The organism is Hydrogenophaga luteola (assembly GCF_042648585.1).
Classification (GTDB): domain Bacteria; phylum Pseudomonadota; class Gammaproteobacteria; order Burkholderiales; family Burkholderiaceae_C; genus Hydrogenophaga; species Hydrogenophaga luteola.
In genome coordinates this window covers 182,432-202,558 of the sequence record NZ_JBHRXX010000005.1, presented here as the reverse complement: position 1 = coordinate 202,558, position 20,127 = coordinate 182,432, and the positions used below count along the sequence as shown (strand labels likewise).

17 protein-coding genes are annotated in these 20,127 nt (G+C 67.0%); 7 read left to right on the top strand and 10 right to left on the bottom strand.

Going from position 1 to position 20,127, the window contains the following annotated elements; all coding sequences use genetic code 11:
• The first annotated feature begins 10 nt into the window (after window positions 1–10).
• From ACFOPI_RS11005 to urtE, 7 genes are all read left to right on the top strand, one after another.
• Window positions 11–907 carry an alpha/beta fold hydrolase gene (locus ACFOPI_RS11005; RefSeq protein WP_382173789.1) on the top strand — a complete coding sequence of 299 codons (897 nt, stop codon included), beginning with the start codon at window positions 11–13 and terminating at the stop codon, window positions 905–907.
• Window positions 864–1,322 (top strand): DUF3237 domain-containing protein, encoded by a 459-nt coding sequence (locus ACFOPI_RS11000; RefSeq protein WP_382173787.1) that lies wholly within the window; start codon window positions 864–866, stop codon window positions 1,320–1,322. The genes ACFOPI_RS11005 and ACFOPI_RS11000 overlap by 44 nt, the downstream gene beginning before the upstream one ends.
• A gap of 143 nt (window positions 1,323–1,465) precedes the next feature.
• Window positions 1,466–2,743, top strand: a complete 1,278-nt coding sequence (gene urtA, locus ACFOPI_RS10995; RefSeq protein WP_382173785.1) for an urea ABC transporter substrate-binding protein — start codon at window positions 1,466–1,468, stop codon at window positions 2,741–2,743.
• Between the two features lie 12 nt (window positions 2,744–2,755).
• Window positions 2,756–4,345, top strand: a complete 1,590-nt coding sequence (gene urtB / locus ACFOPI_RS10990; RefSeq protein WP_382173783.1) for an urea ABC transporter permease subunit UrtB — start codon at window positions 2,756–2,758, stop codon at window positions 4,343–4,345.
• Complete coding sequence (gene urtC / locus ACFOPI_RS10985) at window positions 4,342–5,454, top strand: urea ABC transporter permease subunit UrtC (RefSeq protein WP_382173782.1); 1,113 nt, start codon at window positions 4,342–4,344, stop codon at window positions 5,452–5,454. Before urtB ends, urtC begins: the two co-directional genes overlap by 4 nt.
• Window positions 5,451–6,326 (top strand): urea ABC transporter ATP-binding protein UrtD, encoded by an 876-nt coding sequence (gene urtD / locus ACFOPI_RS10980; protein WP_382173781.1) that lies wholly within the window; start codon window positions 5,451–5,453, stop codon window positions 6,324–6,326. Before urtC ends, urtD begins: the two co-directional genes overlap by 4 nt.
• 10 nt (window positions 6,327–6,336) lie before the next feature.
• Entirely contained in the window at window positions 6,337–7,035 is a 699-nt protein-coding gene (urtE, locus tag ACFOPI_RS10975) for an urea ABC transporter ATP-binding subunit UrtE (RefSeq protein WP_382173779.1), read from the top strand.
• Window positions 7,036–7,059: 24 nt separating this feature from the next.
• On the opposite strand, the gene ACFOPI_RS10970 is transcribed toward urtE, so the two are convergent.
• The 10 genes from ACFOPI_RS10970 to uraD all read right to left on the bottom strand — a co-directional run bounded on the left by ACFOPI_RS10970 (window position 7,060) and on the right by uraD (window position 20,117).
• On the bottom strand, window positions 7,060–8,751 hold the full coding sequence (locus ACFOPI_RS10970) for a response regulator (protein WP_382173777.1): 1,692 nt from the start codon (window positions 8,749–8,751) through the stop codon (window positions 7,060–7,062).
• Window positions 8,752–8,864: 113 nt separating this feature from the next.
• Window positions 8,865–9,695, bottom strand: a complete 831-nt coding sequence (locus ACFOPI_RS10965) for an urease accessory protein UreD (protein ID WP_382173775.1) — start codon at window positions 9,693–9,695, stop codon at window positions 8,865–8,867.
• Window positions 9,696–9,719: 24 nt separating this feature from the next.
• Window positions 9,720–10,196 (bottom strand): nucleoside deaminase, encoded by a 477-nt coding sequence (locus ACFOPI_RS10960; RefSeq protein WP_382173773.1) that lies wholly within the window; start codon window positions 10,194–10,196, stop codon window positions 9,720–9,722.
• On the bottom strand, window positions 10,196–10,960 hold the full coding sequence (locus ACFOPI_RS10955) for an ABC transporter permease (protein WP_382173771.1): 765 nt from the start codon (window positions 10,958–10,960) through the stop codon (window positions 10,196–10,198). The genes ACFOPI_RS10960 and ACFOPI_RS10955 overlap by 1 nt, the downstream gene beginning before the upstream one ends.
• Window positions 10,961–10,970: 10 nt before the next feature.
• On the bottom strand, window positions 10,971–11,804 hold the full coding sequence (locus ACFOPI_RS10950) for an ABC transporter ATP-binding protein (RefSeq protein ID WP_382173770.1): 834 nt from the start codon (window positions 11,802–11,804) through the stop codon (window positions 10,971–10,973).
• On the bottom strand, window positions 11,804–12,835 hold the full coding sequence (locus ACFOPI_RS10945) for an ABC transporter substrate-binding protein (RefSeq protein ID WP_382173768.1): 1,032 nt from the start codon (window positions 12,833–12,835) through the stop codon (window positions 11,804–11,806). Before ACFOPI_RS10945 ends, ACFOPI_RS10950 begins: the two co-directional genes overlap by 1 nt.
• Before the next feature lie 220 nt (window positions 12,836–13,055).
• Window positions 13,056–14,543 carry a nucleobase:cation symporter-2 family protein gene (locus ACFOPI_RS10940; RefSeq protein WP_382173766.1) on the bottom strand — a complete coding sequence of 496 codons (1,488 nt, stop codon included), beginning with the start codon at window positions 14,541–14,543 and terminating at the stop codon, window positions 13,056–13,058.
• Between the two features lie 168 nt (window positions 14,544–14,711).
• Window positions 14,712–17,012, bottom strand: coding sequence for an NADP-dependent malic enzyme (locus ACFOPI_RS10935; protein WP_382173765.1), 2,301 nt, complete (start codon window positions 17,010–17,012; stop codon window positions 14,712–14,714).
• Between the two features lie 67 nt (window positions 17,013–17,079).
• Window positions 17,080–18,333: a M20 family metallopeptidase gene (locus ACFOPI_RS10930; protein WP_382173763.1), complete on the bottom strand. Its 1,254-nt coding sequence runs from the start codon at window positions 18,331–18,333 to the stop codon at window positions 17,080–17,082.
• Window positions 18,334–18,341: 8 nt separating this feature from the next.
• Window positions 18,342–20,117: a 2-oxo-4-hydroxy-4-carboxy-5-ureidoimidazoline decarboxylase gene (gene uraD, locus ACFOPI_RS10925; RefSeq protein ID WP_382173761.1), complete on the bottom strand. Its 1,776-nt coding sequence runs from the start codon at window positions 20,115–20,117 to the stop codon at window positions 18,342–18,344.
• Window positions 20,118–20,127: the final 10 nt, after the last annotated feature.

Genomic DNA, 20,127 nt, shown 5'->3' with positions numbered 1-20,127 from the left:
TCCCACCTTCATGAACGATTCCGTGATTTCCGACACACCCGCCGCCCTGCGGGTGGCGCACCTGCCCAGCGGCGTGGAACTGGCCCACGACGTGGCGGGGCATGGCCACCCGCTGGTGTTCATCCATGGCGTGATGGGCGACTGGCGTTCCTGGGACCCGCAGTGGTCGGCCTTTGCAGGACGCTACCGCTGCGTGCGTTACAGCCGCCGCTACAACCACCCCAACCGCAACACCATGGCCTCGCCGGACCACTCGGCGCTGCAGGAGGCCGAGGACCTGCTGGGTCTGCTGGACCACCTGGGCTGGGAGCGCGCCATCCTGGTCGGCAGCTCCTATGGTTCGTTCGTGGCGCTGGCGCTGGCCCTGCAGCACCCGCAGCGCTGCGCGGCGCTGGCGCTGTCCGAGCCGCCCATGATGAAGTACGCGCAGCGCAGCGCGGCAGGCCGGGAAGTCGAGGCAAGCTTTCGTGCCGAAGTCATCGAACCGGCCAACGCGGCCTTCCGCCGCGGCGATGACGAGGCCGGCGCACGAATCATGACCGGCGGCATCAACGGCCAGGGTGTGGCGACGCTCACGCCCGAGGCCATGCAGCGGCGGCTGCAGAACATCGGCGCCATGAAGACGTTGGCGCTCTCCAGCGACGAGTTTCCCTGGCTGCCGCCCGAGCGGCTGGCCGCGCTGCCCATGCCGGTGCTGCTGATGGCGGGCGAACGCACGCCGCCCATCCACGCCGAGATCTTCCGCAACGTCTGCGCCGCCATGCCGCAGGCCGAGCGGACGCTGATCGATGGTGCGGGGCACGGCACCTCGCGCGACAATCCGGCCGCCTTCAACGCCACCGTGCTCGACTTCCTGGACCGCCATGCCCACCAGCTCGCCCACACCCACCGCACCGCCCACGCCTGAGGCCCGCTTCGCCTGGGAAGCGCAGGTGGACATCGGTGAGCGCCAGAGCCTGGGCCACGGCCCGCTGGGCGAGCGCTTCATCGTGCCCATCCTCGGTGGCACGTTCGAAGGCCCGCGCTTGCGTGGCACCGTGCTGCCCGGCGGCGCCGACCGCCAGCTGCTGCGCGCCGACGGCATCAAGGAGCTGGACGCGCTGTACGAACTGCAGGCCGACGACGGCGCCGTCATCACCGTGCGCAACCGCGTGCTGATCGACGAGAGCACCATGCCCGGGCGCTACGCCCGCAGCGTGCTGCAGCTGAGCGCACCCGCGGGCCCGCACGACTGGCTCAACCGCCGCGTGTTCGTGGGCACCCTGCACAGCCTGCGACCGGCGCGCGCAGCGGTGTGCATCCGCGTGTACGAACTGGACTGACACCGCATACGCCACCCGGCGTACAGACGCTTTTCAGGGTCATCCCTAGCATCCGTCCGACACCACCGCAAAGCCCTTCGAGGCCTGGTCGGTGGCGAAAGTCAGACCCACCAACGGATGTTTTTGAACCCTGGAGAAGCGCCATGCAACAACGTCAGAACTCGCGTCGATTCACTCTCAAAGCCCTGACGGTCGCGACCGCCCTGGGCGCCTTTGGCCTCACCGCCCACGCCGCCGACACCATCAAGGTCGGCATCCTGCACAGCCTGTCCGGCACGATGGCGATCTCGGAAACCGTCCTCAAGGACGTGGCCCTGATGACCATCGACGAGATCAACGCCAAGGGTGGCGTGCTGGGCAAGAAGCTCGAACCCGTGGTGGTCGACCCGGCCTCCAACTGGCCGCTGTTCGCCGAGAAGGCCAAGCAGCTGATCGACCAGGACAAGGTGGCCGCCGTGTTCGGCTGCTGGACCTCGGTGTCGCGCAAGTCGGTGCTGCCGGTGTTTGAAGAAAAGAACAGCCTGCTGTTCTACCCGGTGCAGTACGAAGGCGAAGAGCTGAGCAAGAACGTGTTCTACACCGGCGCCGCGCCCAACCAGCAGGCCATTCCCGCCGTGGAATACCTGATGAGCAAGGACGGCGGCTCGGCCAAGCGCTGGGTGCTGCTGGGCACGGACTACGTGTATCCGCGCACCACCAACAAGATCCTGCGCGCCTTCCTGAAGTCCAAGGGCGTGAAGGACGAGGACATCATGGAGGAGTACACGCCCTTCGGTCACTCCGACTACCAGACCATCATTGCCAACATCAAGAAGTTCGCTTCTGCCGGCAAGAAGACGGCCGTGGTCTCCACCATCAACGGCGACTCCAACGTGCCGTTCTACAAGGAGCTGGGCAACGCCGGCCTGTCGGCCAAGGACGTGCCGGTGGTGGCCTTCTCCGTGGGTGAGGAAGAGCTGCGCGGCGTCGACACCAAGCCGCTGGTGGGCCACCTGGCCGCCTGGAACTACTTCATGAGCATCAAGAACCCGGCCAACGCCGAGTTCGTGAAGAAGTGGAGCGCCTACGCCAAGGCCAAGAACATCGCCGGCCACAAGGACAAGCCGCTGACCAACGACCCGATGGAAGCCACCTACATCGGCATCAACATGTGGGCCCAGGCCGTCGAGAAGGCCAAGTCCACCGACACCGACAAGGTCATCGCCGCCATGGCCGGCCAGACCTTCAAGGCGCCGGGCGGCTTCACCAGCACGATGGACAAGGAAAACCACCACCTGCACAAGCCGGTGTTCATCGGCGAAGTGAAGGCCGACGGCCAGTTCAACGTGGTGTGGAAGACCCCGGGTCCGGTCGTGGCCGACCCGTGGAGCGACTACATCCCCGAGAACAAGGGCAAGAAGAACGTCCCTGAGAAGAAGTAAGCGGGGGTCCTGATGCGCTGGCTGCGTTCCCTTCTCGTGTTGTTGTGCCTGATCGGCGCAGCCAGTGCACATGCCCTCACCCCGGCCGACGCCCTGGCGCTGGCCGTGGGTGACAGCGACGACCGCATCGCCGCCATCAACCGGCTGGCGGCCGAACCCGACGAGCGCACGCTCGCACTGCTGCAGGCGCTGGGCAACGGCGCCGTCAAGGTGCAGGGCGAGCAGGTGCTGCTGATCGCCGACGACGGCAGTGCCACCGATGCCGTGACCGGTGCCCCGGTCACCCTGGCCGACGAGGCCGAAGATTCCATGGTCAACAACCGGCTGCGCGGCGCACTGGAGGCTGCGCTGTCGGTGCGCGACCTGTTCGGCAGCGATGTGCCCGCCCAGCAGGCGGCCGCAGAACTGCTGCAGAAGAGCGCGTTCGAAGAGCCGGATGCGGCGCAACTGCCCCTGGTGGACAAGGCGCTGGCCAACACCGCACTCGATGCGAAGGCGCGCACCAGCCTGGAGCGGGCGCGCGCCGCCCTGCAACTGGCCAGCGACGACGAGGCGCAGCGTCTGGCCGCCGCGCAGGCGCTGGGTGGCATGGGCGACCCCGCGCTCAAGCCCCTGCTGGCCGCCCGCCTGGAGGCCGAGCAGAGCGCCACGGTCAAGACCGCTCTGGGTGACGCGATGTCCGCGCTGGACCGCTCGCTCGCCATCAGCAGCGGTCTCTCGCAGGCCTTCACCGGCATCAGCCTGGGCAGCATCCTGCTGCTGGCTGCTCTGGGCCTGGCCATCACCTACGGGCTGATGGGTGTGATCAACATGGCGCACGGCGAGCTGATCATGATCGGCGCCTACGCCACCTGGCTGGTGCAGGCCTTCTTCAAGAGCACGCTGCCCGATTACTTTGACTGGTACCTGCTGGCCGCCATGCCGGTGGCTTTCATCGCCTCGGCCCTGGTGGGCGCGGCGATGGAACGCAGCGTGATCCGTTTCCTCTACGGCCGTCCGCTGGAGACGCTGCTGGCCACCTGGGGCATCAGCCTGGTGCTGATGCAGGGCGTGCGCAGCCTCTTCGGCGCGCAGAACGTGGGCGTGGAAAACCCGAGCTGGATGAGCGGCAGCGTCACGCTGCTGGGCAACCTCACCTTGCCCTGGAATCGCATCCTCATCATCGCTTTCGCAGCGGCGGTGCTGATCGGTGTGACCCTGCTGATCTCGAAGACCCGCCTGGGCCTGTTTGTGCGCGGCGTGACGCAGAACCGTCCGATTGCCAGCTGCATGGGCGTGAACACCGCGCGCATCGACACCTACGCCTTCGCGCTGGGTTCGGGCATCGCCGGGCTGGCGGGCTGCGCGCTCAGCCAGATCGGCAACGTCGGCCCCGACTTGGGCCAGAGCTACATCGTCGACAGCTTCATGGTGGTGGTGCTGGGCGGTGTCGGCCAGCTCGCCGGCACGGTCTACGCCGCGCTGGGCCTGGGCCTGCTCAACAAGTTCCTCGAAGGCTGGGCCGGCGCCGTGCTGGCCAAGATCGCGGTGCTGGTCTTCATCATCGTCTTCATCCAGAAACGTCCGCAGGGCATCTTTGCATTCAAGGGTCGCGAGGCATGAACACCGCCGCCATCTCCCTCCCCACTCCCGGCCCGCTGCTCACGCGCGGTGCGTTCAGCGGCGTCATGGTCGCGCTGCTGGTGGTCTGTGCCCTGGCGCCGGTGCTCAACCTGCTGGTGCCGGCGGACAGCGTGTTCCACCTGTCGGACTACATGGTCGGCCTGCTGGGCAAGATCATGTGCTACGCCATCTGCGCGCTGGCCATGGACCTGATCTGGGGCTACACCGGCATCCTGTCGCTGGGCCACGGCCTGTTCTTCGCCCTTGGCGGCTATGTGATGGGCATGTACCTGATGCGCCAGATCGGCCGCGATGGCAACTACCAGAGCGACCTGCCGGACTTCATGGTCTTCCTGGACTGGAAGGAGCTGCCCTGGCACTGGGCGCTCTCCGACAGCTTCATCGCCACGCTGCTGCTGATCGTGCTGGTGCCTGGCCTGGTGGCCTTCGTGTTCGGCTACTTCGCCTTCCGCTCGCGCATCAAGGGCGTGTACTTCTCCATCATCACCCAGGCCCTGACCTTCGCCGCGCTGCTGCTGTTCTTCCGCAACGAGACCGGCATGGGCGGCAACAACGGCTTCACCGACTTCAAGCGCATCCTGGGCCTGCCGATTGCCACGCAGGAGATGCGGATGACGCTGTTCGTCATCACCGGCCTCACGCTGCTGGGCTTCTATGTGTTCGCGCGCTGGCTGGTGGCCAGCAAGTTCGGTCGTGTGTTGCAGGCCATTCGCGACGCCGAGAGTCGCGTCATGTTCTGCGGCTACAACCCGCTGCCCTACAAGCTCACCATCTGGACCATCTCGGCCGTGATGTGTGGCATCGCCGGTGCACTCTATGTGCCGCAGGTCGGCATCATCAACCCGGGCGAAATGAGCACCGCCGCGAGCATCGAGATCGCGGTGTGGACGGCGGTGGGCGGCCGCGCGACCCTGGTCGGGCCCATCGTCGGTGCCTTCATCGTCAACGGCGCCAAGAGCTGGCTCACGGTGACCTTTCCCGAGTTCTGGCTCTACTTCCTGGGCGTGCTGTTCATCGCGGTGACGCTGTGGATGCCGCAGGGCGTGGTGGGGCTGGTGAAGAAGTTCAAGAAGGGAGGCCAGGCATGACCCCCGACCTCATGGAAGCGGGTGCGCAGCGCTATGAAAAGGTCGCCGCTGCGGCACTGCAGGCCCAGACCGAATCGGGTGGCCGCAGCGCCGGTTACGGCCGCGTCGCCCGTGCGGGCGAGGTCGACACCACGCACGGCCGCATCCTCTACCTCGAAGACGTGCATGTGTCCTTCGACGGCTTCAAGGCCATCAACGGCCTGAACCTGGACATCGCGCCCGGCGAGCTGCGCTGCATCATCGGCCCCAACGGTGCGGGCAAGACCACGATGATGGACATCATCACCGGCAAGACCCGGCCCGACAGCGGCACGGTGTTCTTCGGCAGCACCATCGACCTGCTGCGCTACCGCGAACCCGAGATCGCCGCTTTGGGCATCGGCCGCAAGTTCCAGAAGCCCACGGTGTTTGAGCAACTCAGCGTGTTCGAGAACCTGGAGCTGGCGCTGGCCACCGACAAGCGCGTCGGCCACAGCATGGTGTTCTCTCTCACGGGTGAAGAGAAGGACCGTCTGGCCGAGGTGCTGAGCACCATCCACCTGGCCGACAGCGCGCGCCGCCAGGCCGGGCTGCTGAGCCATGGCCAGAAGCAGTGGCTGGAGATCGGCATGCTGCTGATGCAGGACCCCAAGCTGCTGCTGCTGGACGAGCCGGTGGCGGGCATGACGGACGAGGAAACCGCGCGCACGGCCGAGCTGTTCCTCTCGCTCAAGGGCAAACATTCGCTGATGGTGGTGGAGCACGACATGAGCTTCATCCGCGCGATCTCGGAGAAAGTCACGGTGCTGTGCGACGGCTCGGTGCTGGCCGAAGGCACGCTCGACGAGGTGCAGGCCGACGAGCGCGTGATCGAAGTCTATTTGGGCCGCTGAGGAACCCGCCATGAGCCTCCTGCAAGTCAAGGACGTCAACCAGTACTACGGCGGCAGCCACATCCTGCGCAACGTGAATCTCAGTGCCGAACTCGGCAAGGTGACCGTGGTGCTGGGGCGCAACGGCGTGGGCAAGACCACACTGCTCAAGTCGCTCATGGGCCTGGTGCCCATCAAGAGCGGCGGCATCACGTTCGACGGCAAGGCCATCGACAAGGCCACGCCCTACGAGCGCGCCCGCGCCGGCATTGGCTTCGTGCCGCAGGGGCGCGAGATCTTCGCCCGCCTGACGGTGCAGGAGAACCTGCAGATGGGCTTGGCCTACAAGCCTGGCGGCACCCCCATTCCGGCCGAGCTGTTCGAGCTGTTCCCGGTGCTCAAGCAGATGCTGGGCCGTCGCGGCGGCGACCTCTCGGGCGGTCAGCAGCAGCAGCTGGCGATTGCGCGCGCATTGGCCGCGGGCCCCAAGCTGCTGATCCTGGACGAGCCCACCGAAGGCATTCAGCCCAACATCATCAAGGACATCGGCAAGGTCATCCGCATGCTGGCCGACCGCGGCAACATGGCCATCGTGCTGGTCGAGCAGTACTACGACTTCGCCGAAGAACTGGCCGACCAGTACGTGGTGATGGAGCGCGGCGAGGTGATCGCGAGCGGTCCAGGGTCTGAGATGCAGGCGAAGAACATCCGCCAGCTGGTGGCGATCTGACCAGCGCGACGACGGTGCCGACCGTCAGTCGTTGCGCATGTGGTCGAGCAGGCCTTCCCGCTTGGGGGGCTTGTAGCCAGTGGGCAGCGCCATGGCCCCGGGGGCGGTGCCCGCTGCGGTGTTGTCACCCATGCGCGTGATGCTGGTGCTGGTCCGGTAGAGGGCCCGCATGGCATCCACCCGCTCATTGAGCGCCTCAAAGTCCGGGATGCGGGCTGAGTGGCGCAGCAGCACCTGGTGGGCGGATTCGATCAGCTTCGCGTTGAGGGTCGACTCACCTTCCTGGAGCAGGCGCATCACGGTGCCGCGCGGATCGCCCTTGATGCTGAGCGTCATGGCCTGTTCGGTGATTTTCAGCACCCGTGTGTGGCACTCGTGTGCGATGCGGGCGTAGTCTTCCTGCCCGGTCGCTGCGGCTGCCAGCAACTCCGACATGGCACGGCTGGTGCAGAAACGCATGTCCAGTTGCTCGACCGCGGCCCAGGCTTCCGCCACGGACAGTGGCAAGCCTCGGGTCGAAGCGCGGCCCATCAGGCCCAGCAGGTTGGTGGCCATCTCGAAGTCGAACTCCGGCGTGGCGCTCTGCTTCACCAGGTGCCGGATGTCGTCGATGACCCGGTTGTTCTGCTGGTGCAGCAGCGCCTCGATGGTTTTGACGAATTCCAGCAGACGGTATGGCCGCTCGGGCTCGAAGGATCGTTCCCGCAGGCGCTGCAGCTGTTCGACCACCCGGGCCATGCCCTTGCGGTCGCCCGCATCCAGGCGGGCGAAGGCCAGCAGGACCAGGGCCTGCGGGTCGTACATCTTGGAGTCGATGCCCAGCCGCGTCGCCCGGTCGAGCAGCGCGATGCCTTCCTCGCGGTCGCCGGCGTAGTAGGCCAGCATCCCGTGCTTGAGCAGCCGGCTGATGGAACCGGGGGTGAGCTGCGTGGCCATGCGGAATGTGGCCAGGGCATTCTCGAAGTTGCCCAGCTCGAACTGGGTGCGGCCCATCACGTCGTACGCGTCGGCATAGCCCGGGTCTTCCTGCAGCAGGCTCTCCAGCGTGGTGGCCGCCTTGGACGCGTGTCCGCTGCTCAGCTGGGTCCTTGCCACGCCGAGCTTGGCCCAGGGCAGGGCCTTGGCCTGGATCACGGCCTCGTACAGCTGTTGCGCCTCGGCGATGCGCCCGGTGCGCAGGAGCAGCTCCGCACCGATCCGGGCCGCGTACAGCCAGTAGGAGCCACGCGACTCGAAGCGCTCCAGACACAATGAGGCTGCCCGGTTGAAGTCCTGCTCATCGATGGCCGAGAAGATGGCCTGCAGTTCCCGCTTTCTCTGGCGGGCCTGCAGGATGCGTTCCGCCAGCCTGGCCCCGGTGTGGGGTTTCAGCAGGTACGCATCCAGGGCCGACTCTGCGGCCTCGGCGACCTTGGCGTAAGAAGCCTCGGCCGTGACCATGACAAACACGGTGTGGAACGGCAGCAACTGGTTGCGGCGCAGGTCGTCCAGCAGATCCTGACCCGATCCGGGTTCCTTGTCGAAGGTCTGCTCACAGATGATGACGTCGTACTGGGTGGCCTCCAGCTTGCGGCGTGCGTCGGACAGGCGGGAACATTGGGACACCTTGCCCAGACCCAGTTCCCGAAGCTGTGACACCAGAATCGAACGCGACTGCGGGTTGCCCTCGATGACCAGGGCATGTGATTCATGCAGTGCGTTGGGGGCGAAGGCCATGAGAGCGGACAGAGGCGGTCAACCACGAGGTGGTCGCTTGATGTCGGCTCATTGTGGACCGGCTCGGACGCCGCAAAGCGAAAAACAGATCAGGGAAATCCCGGCAGTTTCTTTCAGACGCGCCAGATTCGAGGCGCCACGCCGCTCAATCCCCAGGCCGCCGGGCGCAGCGCCGCCCAGACGCCCTGCAGGCAGGCCATCAGCGGCTCGACCAGCGGCGCCACAGCCCGCACCGCCAGCACCCGGTCGTTGGGGCAGGTGGCGCCCGCCACCACCTCGGCGGGGGCTTGCTGCAGGGCTTCGCGCGCCACCTCAAGCAGGCGCTCGCGCCGCTCGCGCGCCAGCGGGCCGCCGGTGGCGAACACCAGCGTGCCCAGGCAGCGGTGGCCGCCCAAGCCGAGGGGCGAATCCATCAGTCGCCGGTCGTGCGCGGCGATGCGCGCCTGCTCCAGCCAGCAACCGGGGATCTCCAGCCGCTGGTGGAAGTCGCCCTGCTCGTAGGGCTGGGCCGCACCGGGCAGGCCGAGCGCGGTGACATCCCAGGCCATCAGCTCGGCGTCCTCGGCCAGGGTCGCGCTCCAGCGGTTGTCGGCCCGGCAGCCGGGGTAGGCGATGGTCTCCAGCGGAAGCCACTCCAGCCGCGCGCCGGCGTCCAGCTGCAGCCGCACCTGTTGCGTGGCGAAGGCCTCGTCGCTGGCGTAGAAGCGGGTGGCGCCCGGGGTGCTGATCAGGGCATGGGCGCCCGCGCCCACCTTCACGCCAATGTCCAGCCGATCACCGCCGACCAGTCCACCCGGCGGGTGCACGATGACGTTGTGGCAGACCGCATTGCCCTCGGGGTAGAGGCTCTTGAAGATGCGCAGCGGGCCGTCGTGCGAGTGCTGCAGGACGGTGCGCTCACCTTGCCGTTGGTAGTCGAGGGAGAGACGGGCGTGCCAGGGCATCGGGCGAGTGTAGGCGGCGCCCGGTCAGCGCTGGGACCAGAAACTGCGGTGGGGTTCGACCATCTCGGCCTCCAGCGCCGGGATGGGACCGATGACCTCGATGGCCTTCTGCCCGCGCGCGATCACCTCGCGGCATGGGAGGGCGAGCGTGGGGTTCTCAGCGTGGTTGCCGGTGAGCGCGAGCAGGGCCTCTTCGCTCGCGCCATAGACGATGCGGCCGATGTTCGCCCAGTAAATGGTGCCGGCGCACATGGCGCAGGGCTCGAATGTGGTCACCAGGGTGCAGTTCCAGAGAAAGCCCGCCGGGTAGTTGAGCGAGGCCGCACGCGCCAGCGTGGCCTCGGCGTGCTGCACGGTGTCGATGTTGCCCTGCTCGGCCAGCACCGTCTCGCCGTCGGGCGCGACCAGCAGCGCACCGAAGGGGTGGCGGCCCATCTGCATCGCGCGCAGCGCCACATCGTTGGCACGGCGCAGGTGCCGCGCGATCTGGTCGCTGGTCATCAGCCCTGGCTTCCGCGGTGCGCCCAGCCGGTGGTGTGCTTCTCGATGAAGCTGAACAGCTCGTACATGACCATCGCCATGATGCCGACCACCAGCAAGCCGGAGAATGCCAGGCCCATCTGCATCGAGCTGCCGGCCGAGATCAGCAGGTAGCCTATGCCCTCGTTGGCGGCGGTCATCTCCGACACCGTGGTGCCCACGAAGGCGAGGGTGATCGCGACCTTGAGCGAGCCGTAGAAGTAGGGCATGGAGCGCGGCAGGCCCACCTTCATCAGCACGTCCCAGCGTTTGGCGCCCAGCACGCGCAGCACATCTTCCAGCTCGGGTTCCAACGTGGCCAGGCCGGTGGCGATGTTGACCATGATGGGGAAGAAGCTGATGAGAAAGGCCGTGAGGATGGCCGGGCCTGCGCCGATGCCGAACCACACCACGAGGATGGGCACGAAGGCCGCCTTGGGCAGGGCATTGAAGGCGGTCATGAGCGGGTAGACCGCGGCGTAGGCCAGGCGCGAACTTCCGATCAGGAAGCCCAGCAGCACGCCCACCACGATGGCGATGCCAAAGCCCGCCATCGTCACCCAGAAGGTGCGCCAGGCGTGGCCCAGGATGGTGGTCTTGTGCTCCAGCGTCTGTTCCCAGATGCGCGAGGGGCTGGGGAAGATGAACTCCGAGACACCGAAGCCGCTGCAGATCACTTCCCAGATCACGATGATCGCGATCAGCAGCAGCAGCGGCGACCAGCGCTCCATCTGTTTCTTGTTCATGCGATGGCTTTCACTGGTTGATGGTGGCGCCGGCCTTGCGCATGGCGCCGATGTGGCCGCGCAGCTCGTGCACGATGTCGGTGAACTCGGGCGTGTAGGTCACCTCCAGGTCGCGCGTGCGCGGGATCGGAATCTCGCGCTGCACCACGAAACGGCCGGGGCTCTTGCTCATGCAGTACACCGTGTCGGCCAGGAACACGCTTTCGCGCAGGTCGTGCGTGACCAGGATGACGTTGAACTTCTGTGCCTCCCACAGGTCGCGCAGCGTGCACCAGAGTTCCTCGCGGGTGAAGGCGTCGAGCGCGCCGAAGGGTTCGTCCAGCAGCAGCATCTTGGGCTCGTGGATCAGCGCGCGGCAGATGCTGGCGCGCTGCTGCATGCCACCCGAGAGCTCCCAGGGAAACTTCTTCTCCATGCCGCCCAGGCCCACGCTGGCCAGCAGCTTCTTGGCCCGCTCCTCGTACTCCTTGCGCCGGTCCTTGAACTGGCTGCGGTAGGGCTCGACGATTTCCAGCGGCAGCAGCACGTTGTCCAGCGTGGTGCGCCACGGCAGCAGCGACGGGGCCTGGAAGGCCATGCCGGAGATCTTCAGTGGCCCTGTCACCGGCTGACCGTCGATGGTGATCTTGCCCATGCTGGGCATCTTCAGCCCGGTCGTGAGCTTCATGAAGGTGGACTTTCCGCAGCCCGAAGGGCCGACGATGGCGATGAACTCGCCCTGCCGCACCTTCAGGTTGATGTCCTCGACCGCGAAGACGTTCTTCGCCAGCAGCTCATCGTTGTAGGCCAGCCAGACGCCGTCGAAGTCGACGAAGGCCTTGTCGGAGGATGCGGCGTCGGCCATCACTTCTTGGCCGGGGGCAGCACGTTGAGCTCGGCCGCCGAGGGAAGCATGGAGCCGTTCCACACCTGCGCCACGTCGACGCGGTTCTTGGTGCCGTAGGCGTCGGACACCTGCGAGGCCATCAGCGCCATGCGACCCGGCACGATCTGGCCGAAGCCTTCCTTGCGCGCGTCGGGGCTGGCCACCACCGCGTCCACAGCCATCTGCAGGCGGCGGGTTTCGAGCGCGACATTGATGATGCCGTCGCGCGCCTTCACGGTCTCGATGGCGGCGGCCGGGTTGGCCATGGCTTCCTTGGCGCCCTTGGCGAAGGCGGCCAGGAAGGCCTTGATGGCGGCCGGGTTCTCCTTGATCAGCTTGGGGCTGGCGATCACCACGTTGCCGTAGAGCTTCACGCCATGGTCGGCGTAGGGCAGGATGACCACGTCTTCGGCCTTCACCCCACGCGCTTCCAGGTTCAGCAGCGAGGTGAACGAGAAGCCGGTGATGGCGTCGATGTCGCCGCGCACCAGCATGGTCTCGCGCAGCGGCGGGTCCATCGAGGTCCAGGCCACGTTGCCGATGCCGTTGGCCTTCTGGAAGATCGGGAAGGCCTTGCGGCCGGCGTCGAACACCGGGGCGCCGAGCTTCTTGCCGTTGAGGTCGGCCGGCTTGGTGATGCCGCTCTTCTTGAGCGCGAGCACGGCGGCGGGCGTGTTGTTGTAGACCATCATCACGGCCACCGGCTTGTTCGGCGCGTCCGGGTTGTTGGCGTGGAATTCCATCAGGGCCGCCATGTCGGCGAAGCCCATGTCGTAGGTGCCGGAAGCCACGCGGGTGACCGTGCCGCCCGAGCCGTTGCCGGCGTCGATGGTGACGTTCAGGCCGGCGGCCTTGTAGTAGCCCTTGGCCTCCGACTGCAGGAACAGCGCGGCCGGGCCTTCGAAGCGCCAGTCCAGCTGGAACTTGATCGCGGTCTGGGCCGAGGCGCTGCCAAAGGCGGCAGCGGCGGCCAGGGCGGCGGTGAACTTGAGAAGGTGGCGTTTGTTCATGGCGAAGGTCTCCGTCGGGGTGGCGCGCAAGGATGCGGAAGGGTCTGACAGCGGGTCAGCAAGTTCGATGCCAGGCCCTGGCACGGCCTGCGCATTGAACACAGAAGGTGTATACAGATTTTTGGGGCTGCCGCCGGAGGCGTCATCCTGACTAACCCTGTGTTGGTGCGGCGTGCACGAAAAAGGGGCCTTGCGGCCCCTTTGGTTCAAAAGCAGGAAGTCAGTGGGCTTCCGCCTGTTTCGCTGCGTGGATGGCGGCGGCTTCGTCGGCCTTGCCGCCGTTGAAGAACAGGTTCAGCAGCACGGCGCTGATCGAGGCCAGCAGGATGCCCGATTCGATCAGCGGGTGGATGGCGTGCGGCATCCACTGCGAGTACTTGGGGGCGATCAGCGGGATCATGCCGACGCCGATGGAGATCGCCACGATCAGGGCATTGTTGCGCTGGGTCTTGAAGTCCACGCTGCCCAGGATGCGGATGCCGGTGGCCGCCACCATGCCGAACATCACCAGACCCGCACCGCCCAGCACCACAGTGGGCAGCGACTCCACCAGCGCCGCCATCTTGGGCAGCAGGCCCAGCACCAGCAGGATGACGCCGGCGGCCACACAGACAAAGCGGCTCTTGACGCCGGTGACCGCGACCAGACCCACGTTCTGCGAGAAGCTGGTGTAGGGGAAGGTGTTGAAGATGCCGCCGATGAGGGTGCCCAGGCCGTCGGTGCGCAGGCCGCGGGCCAGCGCCGGCTGGTCGATCTTGCGGTCCGTCATCTCGCCCAGTGCCAGGAACATGCCGGTGGATTCGATCATCACCACGATCATCACCAGCGTCATGGTCAGCACCATGACCGGGTCGAAGATGGGGATGCCGAAGTGGAAGGGAAGCACCACGTCCACCCACTTGGCCTGGCCGACCTTGTCGAAATGCATCATGCCCATCATCGTCGCCATGACACCGCCGACCACGATGCCGATCAGCACCGAGATGTTGGCGAGGAAGCCCTTGGCAAACCGGGCCACCAGCAGGATGGTGGCCAGCACCACGGCCGACACCGCGATGCCTGGCAGGGCAGCGTAGCGCGGGTTGGGTTCGGTGGGGGCCAGGGTCAGGCCCTGCGGCACAGGCGGGTAGCCGGGGGTGCCTGCGGCCGCGGCGCTGCGCAGCGTGCTCAGCCACTCGCTGTGCTCCGGCGGCACCACCGACGGTGCGGTGGGGCCTACCGGGTTGCCGAAGATCCAGTTGATGCCCACGCGCATCAGGTTGATGCCGATGACCGCGATGATGGTGCCGGTGACCACCGGCGGAAAGAAGCGCAGCAGGCGGCTGACCATGGGCGCGATCACGATGGAGATCACCCCCGCACCGATGATGGCGCCGAACAGCATGCGCGCCCCGTCGGTGCCCGGCGTGGTGTTGGCGATGGCCACCATGGGGCCGACGGCGGCGAAGGTCACGCCCATCATCACGGGCAACTTGATGCCGAACCACTGCGTGACACCCAGTGCCTGGATCAGCGTGGCGATGCCGCAGCAGAACAGGTCGGCCGAGATCAGCATGGCCACCTCCTGCGGACTGAGCTTGAGCGCCCGTCCCACGATCAGCGGGACCGCCACGGCGCCCGCGTACATCACCAGCACGTGTTGAAGGCCCAGCGCGGTCAGCTTGCTTCCGGGCAGTTGTTCGTCTACGGGATGAACCGTTGTGGACATGGCGTCTCCTTTTGCATGCAAAACTGTATACAAATTATGTGTACCCACATCTGGCGAAGACATCGGGGAAACCCTCGTGAGCGGCGCTGGCCGACGGGCGGTGTCCGGGGGCACGGGCACAAAAAAAGGGACGCTGTGGCGTCCCTTTGGGTGGAGCGGGGGACCCGCTCAGCCGCGCGGGCTGGCCGCCGCGGCCAGCGCCGTCATGTTGAGCACGCGGCGCACGGTGGCTGCGGGCGTCAGGATGTAGGCGGGGCGGGCCACGCCGGTCAGCACTGGGCCCACGGTCACGCCGCCGCTGGCGGTGGTCTTGAGCACGTTGTAGAGGATGTTGGCGGCATCCACGTTGGGGCAGACCAGTAGGTTGGCCGAGCCGCTGAGGGTGGAGTCACCCAGGTAGGCCTGGCGGATCTCGGGCTGCAGCGCGGCGTCGCCGTGCAGCTCGCCGTCGCATTCGATGCCCGGGTGCTGGGCCACAAAGAGGTCGCGCGCCGCGCGCATCTTCTTGGCCGACGCGCGCTTGCTGGAGCCAAAGCTGGAGTGCGAGAGGAAGGCCACCTTCGGCGGCAGACCGAAGCGCTGCACCTGCTGCGCCGCCATCCAGGCGATCTCGGCCAGCTGCTCGGCCGTGGGATCTTCGTTCACATAGGTGTCGGCGATGAACAGCGGGCCGCTGGCGGTCATCAGCGCGTTGACCGCAGCGTAGTTGTTCACGCCCGGCGCCTTGCCCAGGATGGCGTCGATGCGCTCCAGGTGCGTGGCATAGGTGCCGACCAGGCCGCAGATCAGCGCATCGGCGTCTCCCAGCGAGAGCATCAGCGAACCGATGATGGTGTTGGAGCGGCGCACCGCAGCCTTGGCCACCTCGGGCGTCGCGCCGTTGCGCTTCATCAGGCCGTGGTAGTGCTCCCAGTACTGGCGGAAGCGCGGGTCGCCTTCGGGGTTGACGTTCTCCACGTCCACGCCCAGGCGGATGCGCAGGCCCGCCTTCTGGATGCGCGCCTCGATCACGGCCGGACGGCCGATCAGGGTCGGCGTGGCCAGTCCGTCGTCGATCGCCATCTGAGCGGCGCGCAGCGCGCGCTCGTCCTCGCCGTCGGCGTAGGCCACGCGCTTCTTGTCCGCGGGCAGGGCCTTGGCGGCGTTGAAGATCGGGCGCATCAGGATGCCGGTCTGCGTCACGAAGCGCGAGAGCGACTGGCGGTAGGCGTCCATGTCGGTGATCGGGCGGGTCGCGACGCCGGAGTCGGCAGCGGCCTGGGCCACGGCCGGCGCGATCTTGAGGATCAGGCGCGTGTCGAAGGCCTTGGGGATGAGGTAGTCGGGGCCGAACACCAGTTCCTGTCCGGCGTAGGCGGCAGCGACCTCGTCGCTGGTCTCTGCCTTGGTCAGGTCGGCGATCTGGTGCACGCAGGCCATCTTCATCTCTTCCGTGATCTTGGTCGCGCCGCAATCGAGCGCGCCGCGGAAGATGTACGGGAAGCACAGCACGTTGTTGACCTGGTTCGGGTAGTCCGAACGGCCGGTGGCGATGATGCAGTCCGGCCGTGCGGCCTTGGCCACCTCGGGCCGGATCTCGGGCTCGGGGTTGGCCAGCGCCAGGATGATGGGCTGGCGCGCCATGCTCTTGACCATGTCGGCGTCGACCACACCGGCGGCCGAGCAACCCAGGAACACGTCGGCGCCGTTCATGGCGTCGGCCAGGGTGCGCGCCGACGAGGTGCGGCAGTAGCGCTGCTTCGACTCGTCGAGCTTGCCGGCCTTGGCGTCCTCGCGCTCGGTCTGGATCACGCCCTTGGAGTCGCAGACGAGGATGTTCTCGATGTTCACGCCCAGATTGACCATCAGGTCCAGGCAGGCGATGGCCGCCGCACCCGCACCGCTGACGGCGATCTTGACCTCGCCAATCTGCTTCTTCACCAGCTCCAGGCCGTTGATCAGCGCCGCGCTGGAAATGATGGCCGTGCCGTGCTGGTCGTCGTGGAAGACCGGGATCTTCATGCGGTCGCGCAGCTTGCGCTCGATGTAGAAGCACTCGGGCGCCTTGATGTCTTCCAGGTTCACACCGCCCAGCGTGGGCTCCAGCGCCGCGATGATGTCCACCAGCTTGTCCGGGTCGCGCTCGGCCAGCTCGATGTCGAACACGTCGATGCCGGCGAACTTCTTGAACAGGCAGCCCTTGCCTTCCATCACAGGCTTGCCGGCCAGCGGGCCGATGTCGCCCAGTCCCAGCACGGCCGTGCCGTTGGTGATCACGCCCACCAGGTTGCCGCGGCTGGTGTATTCGGCTGCCAGGGCCGGGTTCTCCTGAATGGCCAGACAGGGAAACGCCACGCCCGGCGAGTAGGCCAGCGACAGGTCGCGCTGGTTGGACAGCGGCTTGGTCGGGACGACGGCGATCTTGCCCTTGTTGGGCGAGCGGTGGTATTCGAGCGCGGCGTCGCGCAGGGCTTGTTCGGCGGGGGTCATGAGGTCTCCAAAGTGCGAACCGCCCGGCGGGGCGGGCGGTCATTGTGTCACGGGGTGGGGTACGCGTTTATGCGGACTTCAACAGGTCCAGCAAGGTGCGCGCGACCACCTTGGTGGCACGGCGCAGGTCTTCCAGCACCAGGTTCTCGTCGGCCCGTTTGGCATTCGACTCGCGCACCGTGCGCGGGCCGGCGCCATAGATCACGCCCGGAATGCCGTGCTCGCCGTAGATGCGCACGTCGGTGTAGAGCGGTGTGCCCACGGCGGGGATGGGTTCGCCGAACAGCTCGCTGCCGTGTTTTTGCAGGGCTTCGACCAGGGGCTTGTTGCCGGGCAGGGGCTTGAGTGCACGCGCCAGCAGGATGCGCTTGACGTCCACGCTGATGGCGCGTCCGCCCCGCGGCGGCTGGTAGCGGGCGGCGGCCTCGGCGATGGTGCGGCGCAGCGCGGCCTCGACCTCGGCCGGGTCTTCCTCGGGGATCATGCGGCGGTCGAGCTTGAGCACCACCTTGCCGGGGATCACGTTGGTGTTGGTGCCGCCCTGGATCAGGCCCACGTTGAGGTAGGGGTGGGTGATGCCTTCGACGCTAGAGCGCACCTTGAGGTACTCGGCGTTCAGCGCGTACAGCGCGTTGAGAATGTGCACCGCACCTTGCAGGGCGTCCGTCCCGCTGTCGGGAATGGCCGCGTGCGCCATGTCGCCGTGCACCGTGACCTCCAGCTGCAGGCAGCCGTTGTGCGCCACCACCACCTGGTAGCTGAAGCCGGCGGCGATCATCAGGTCGGGCTTGGTCAGGCATTTGTCCAGCAGCCACGCGGGGCCGACCTCGCCGCCGTATTCCTCGTCGTAGGTCACGTGCAGCTCCACGCCACCTTTGAGCGGTGTGCCCAGCGACTCCAGCGCGCGGATGGCAAAGGTGAAGTTGGCGATGTCGCACTTGCTCACCGCTGCGGCGCGGCCGTAGATCTTGCCGTCGGCGATCTCGCCTCCGTACGGGTCGTGGGTCCAGCCGTCGCCGGGCGGCACCACGTCGCCGTGGGCGTTGAGCGCGATGGTCGGGCCGCTGTCGCCGAAGCGGCGCCGCACGATCAGGTTGGTGATGGTCTCCAGCCCGGCGGCCTTCACGTCGGCCTCGGGCACGGCGTGCTTCTCGGCGGTCAGGCCCATTGCGGCCAATAACTCGGCGGTGCGCTCGGCATGCGGCGCGTTGTTGCCCGGGGGCGTGTCGGTGGGTACGCGGATGAGTTCCTGCAGGAACCGCACTTCTTCGTCGAAGTGGGCGTCGATCCAGGCGTCGAGTTGCTGTTGGGCGGTGGTCATGGCGGCTTTCAGTGGGATTCGGTGGTCAGTTGGTGCAGCACGTGGTCGAAGGCCTTGACGGCCAGGTCCATGTCGTCGGCGGTGCTGGATTCGAGCGGGTTGTGGCTGATGCCGCTGTTCTCGCCACGCACGAACAGCATGGCCTGCGGCATCACCTCGTGCAGCTTCATCGCGTCGTGCCCCGCGCCGCTGGGCATGCGGTGCAGCGGCACACCCAGCTCGGTGCAGGCCGCTTCCCAGCGCGCCTGCCATTCAGGGGCGCTGGGGGCCGCGGCAGCGCGCATGGTTTCCTCCAGCGTGTGGCGCAGACCACGGCGCTCACAGATCTCGTCGAGCTTGGCCAGCACATCCCGCGCCATCGCGTCGCGCTGCGCGTTGGTGGGGGCGCGCATGTCCAGGCTGAACTTGCAGGCACCGGGTACCACGTTGATGGACCCGTTGGGCACCTGCAGCATGCCGACGGTGGCGACGGAGTCGCCGTCCTGCGCGGCGCGCTGCTCGGCATACAGGATCAGTTCGGCCACCGCCGCGGCGGCGTCGCGGCGCCGGTCCATGGGCGTGGTGCCGGCGTGGCTGGCCATGCCGATGACCTCGCTCAGGTAGCGCACGCTGCCGTTGATGCTGGTGACGATGCCCAGCGGCAGGTTCAGTTCGTTAAGGACCGGCCCCTGCTCGATATGCACCTCGATGAAGCCCAGGTACTGCGCCGGGTCGCGCTGGAGCTTCGGGATGTCGTCGATGCACAGGCCGGCGTGCTGCATGGCCTCGCGCATGGTGACGCCATCGGCGTCCTTCTGGTCCAGCCAGGCCGGGTCGAAGTGGCCGGTGAGCGCGCCGGAGCCGAGGAAGGTGGCCTTGTAGCGCTGGCCTTCTTCTTCCGCGAAGCCCACGACCTCGATGCCGAAGGGCAGGCGTTGGCCGGCCGCGTGCAACTTCTGCACACAGGCCATGGGCACGAAGATGCCCAGGCGCCCGTCGTACTTGCCACCGTTGCGCACGGTGTCGTAGTGGCTGCCCGTCAACAGGTATTTGGCACCCGGTTTGGCGGCGTGATAGCGACCCACCACGTTGCCCACGGCGTCGATTTCGATTTCGTCGAAACCGCAGTCCTTCATCCAGTGGCTGATGCGCTGGGCGCAGGCGCGGTGTGCGTCGGTGAGATACGTGACGGTGAGCTGGCCTTTCTCGGCGTAGCCCGGATCGCTGTGCTGCGCCAGCTTTTCCTGCCAGTCCCACACCAGTTGTCCGTCCACCGGCTCGAAGCCGAACTTGTCGTTCAGCCGGATCTCGGCGATGCGGTGGATGTTGCGCAGGCATTCGGCGCGCTCGAAGTCCGGGTGGCCGTGCACGCGGCGCTCGAAGGCTTCGATGATCTGCGCCTTGGTGAGGCCCGTGCCGCGCGGGCCGCGCACCGCCAGGATGAAGGGAAAGCCGAAACGCGCGTTGTAGTCGGCGTTGAGCTGCTGGATGTGTGCAAACTCCTCGGGCGTGCAGTTCGTCAGGCCCGCCTTGGTCTGCTCGTTGGTGGATTCGGCTGTCAGCGTCTGGCTCACCATGGCCTTGCCGGCCAGTTCCGGGTGGGCGCGAATCAGGGCGAGCTGCGGCTCGACACCGGCTTCGTCCAGCACGCGCGTCATCGCGTGCTTGAGCTGCGCCAGCGATGCAAAAGGTCGCTGCGCCAGCGCGCGCTCGGCGATCCAGGGCGAGTGCTCGTACAGGCCGTCGAGCATCTGCAGCGCTTCGGACAGGGGCGCTGCGTTGAGTTGGTCCAGGGTCAGGGGCATGTCGGTGACC

Excerpts from the sequence above, each read along its gene's own strand:
- ACFOPI_RS11005 (WP_382173789.1), top strand. The coding sequence starts at position 11 with ATGAACGATTCCGTGATTTCCGACACACCCGCCGCCCTGCGGGTGGCG.
- ACFOPI_RS11000 (WP_382173787.1), top strand. The coding sequence starts at position 864 with ATGCCCACCAGCTCGCCCACACCCACCGCACCGCCCACGCCTGAGGCC.
- urtA (WP_382173785.1), top strand. The coding sequence starts at position 1,466 with ATGCAACAACGTCAGAACTCGCGTCGATTCACTCTCAAAGCCCTGACG.
- urtB (WP_382173783.1), top strand. The coding sequence starts at position 2,756 with ATGCGCTGGCTGCGTTCCCTTCTCGTGTTGTTGTGCCTGATCGGCGCA.
- urtC (WP_382173782.1), top strand. The coding sequence starts at position 4,342 with ATGAACACCGCCGCCATCTCCCTCCCCACTCCCGGCCCGCTGCTCACG.
- urtD (WP_382173781.1), top strand. The coding sequence starts at position 5,451 with ATGACCCCCGACCTCATGGAAGCGGGTGCGCAGCGCTATGAAAAGGTC.
- urtE (WP_382173779.1), top strand. The coding sequence starts at position 6,337 with ATGAGCCTCCTGCAAGTCAAGGACGTCAACCAGTACTACGGCGGCAGC.
- ACFOPI_RS10970 (WP_382173777.1), bottom strand. The coding sequence starts at position 8,751 with ATGGCCTTCGCCCCCAACGCACTGCATGAATCACATGCCCTGGTCATC.
- ACFOPI_RS10965 (WP_382173775.1), bottom strand. The coding sequence starts at position 9,695 with ATGCCCTGGCACGCCCGTCTCTCCCTCGACTACCAACGGCAAGGTGAG.
- ACFOPI_RS10960 (WP_382173773.1), bottom strand. The coding sequence starts at position 10,196 with ATGACCAGCGACCAGATCGCGCGGCACCTGCGCCGTGCCAACGATGTG.
- ACFOPI_RS10955 (WP_382173771.1), bottom strand. The coding sequence starts at position 10,960 with ATGAACAAGAAACAGATGGAGCGCTGGTCGCCGCTGCTGCTGCTGATC.
- ACFOPI_RS10950 (WP_382173770.1), bottom strand. The coding sequence starts at position 11,804 with ATGGCCGACGCCGCATCCTCCGACAAGGCCTTCGTCGACTTCGACGGC.
- ACFOPI_RS10945 (WP_382173768.1), bottom strand. The coding sequence starts at position 12,835 with ATGAACAAACGCCACCTTCTCAAGTTCACCGCCGCCCTGGCCGCCGCT.
- ACFOPI_RS10940 (WP_382173766.1), bottom strand. The coding sequence starts at position 14,543 with ATGTCCACAACGGTTCATCCCGTAGACGAACAACTGCCCGGAAGCAAG.
- ACFOPI_RS10935 (WP_382173765.1), bottom strand. The coding sequence starts at position 17,012 with ATGACCCCCGCCGAACAAGCCCTGCGCGACGCCGCGCTCGAATACCAC.
- ACFOPI_RS10930 (WP_382173763.1), bottom strand. The coding sequence starts at position 18,333 with ATGACCACCGCCCAACAGCAACTCGACGCCTGGATCGACGCCCACTTC.
- uraD (WP_382173761.1), bottom strand. The coding sequence starts at position 20,117 with ATGCCCCTGACCCTGGACCAACTCAACGCAGCGCCCCTGTCCGAAGCG.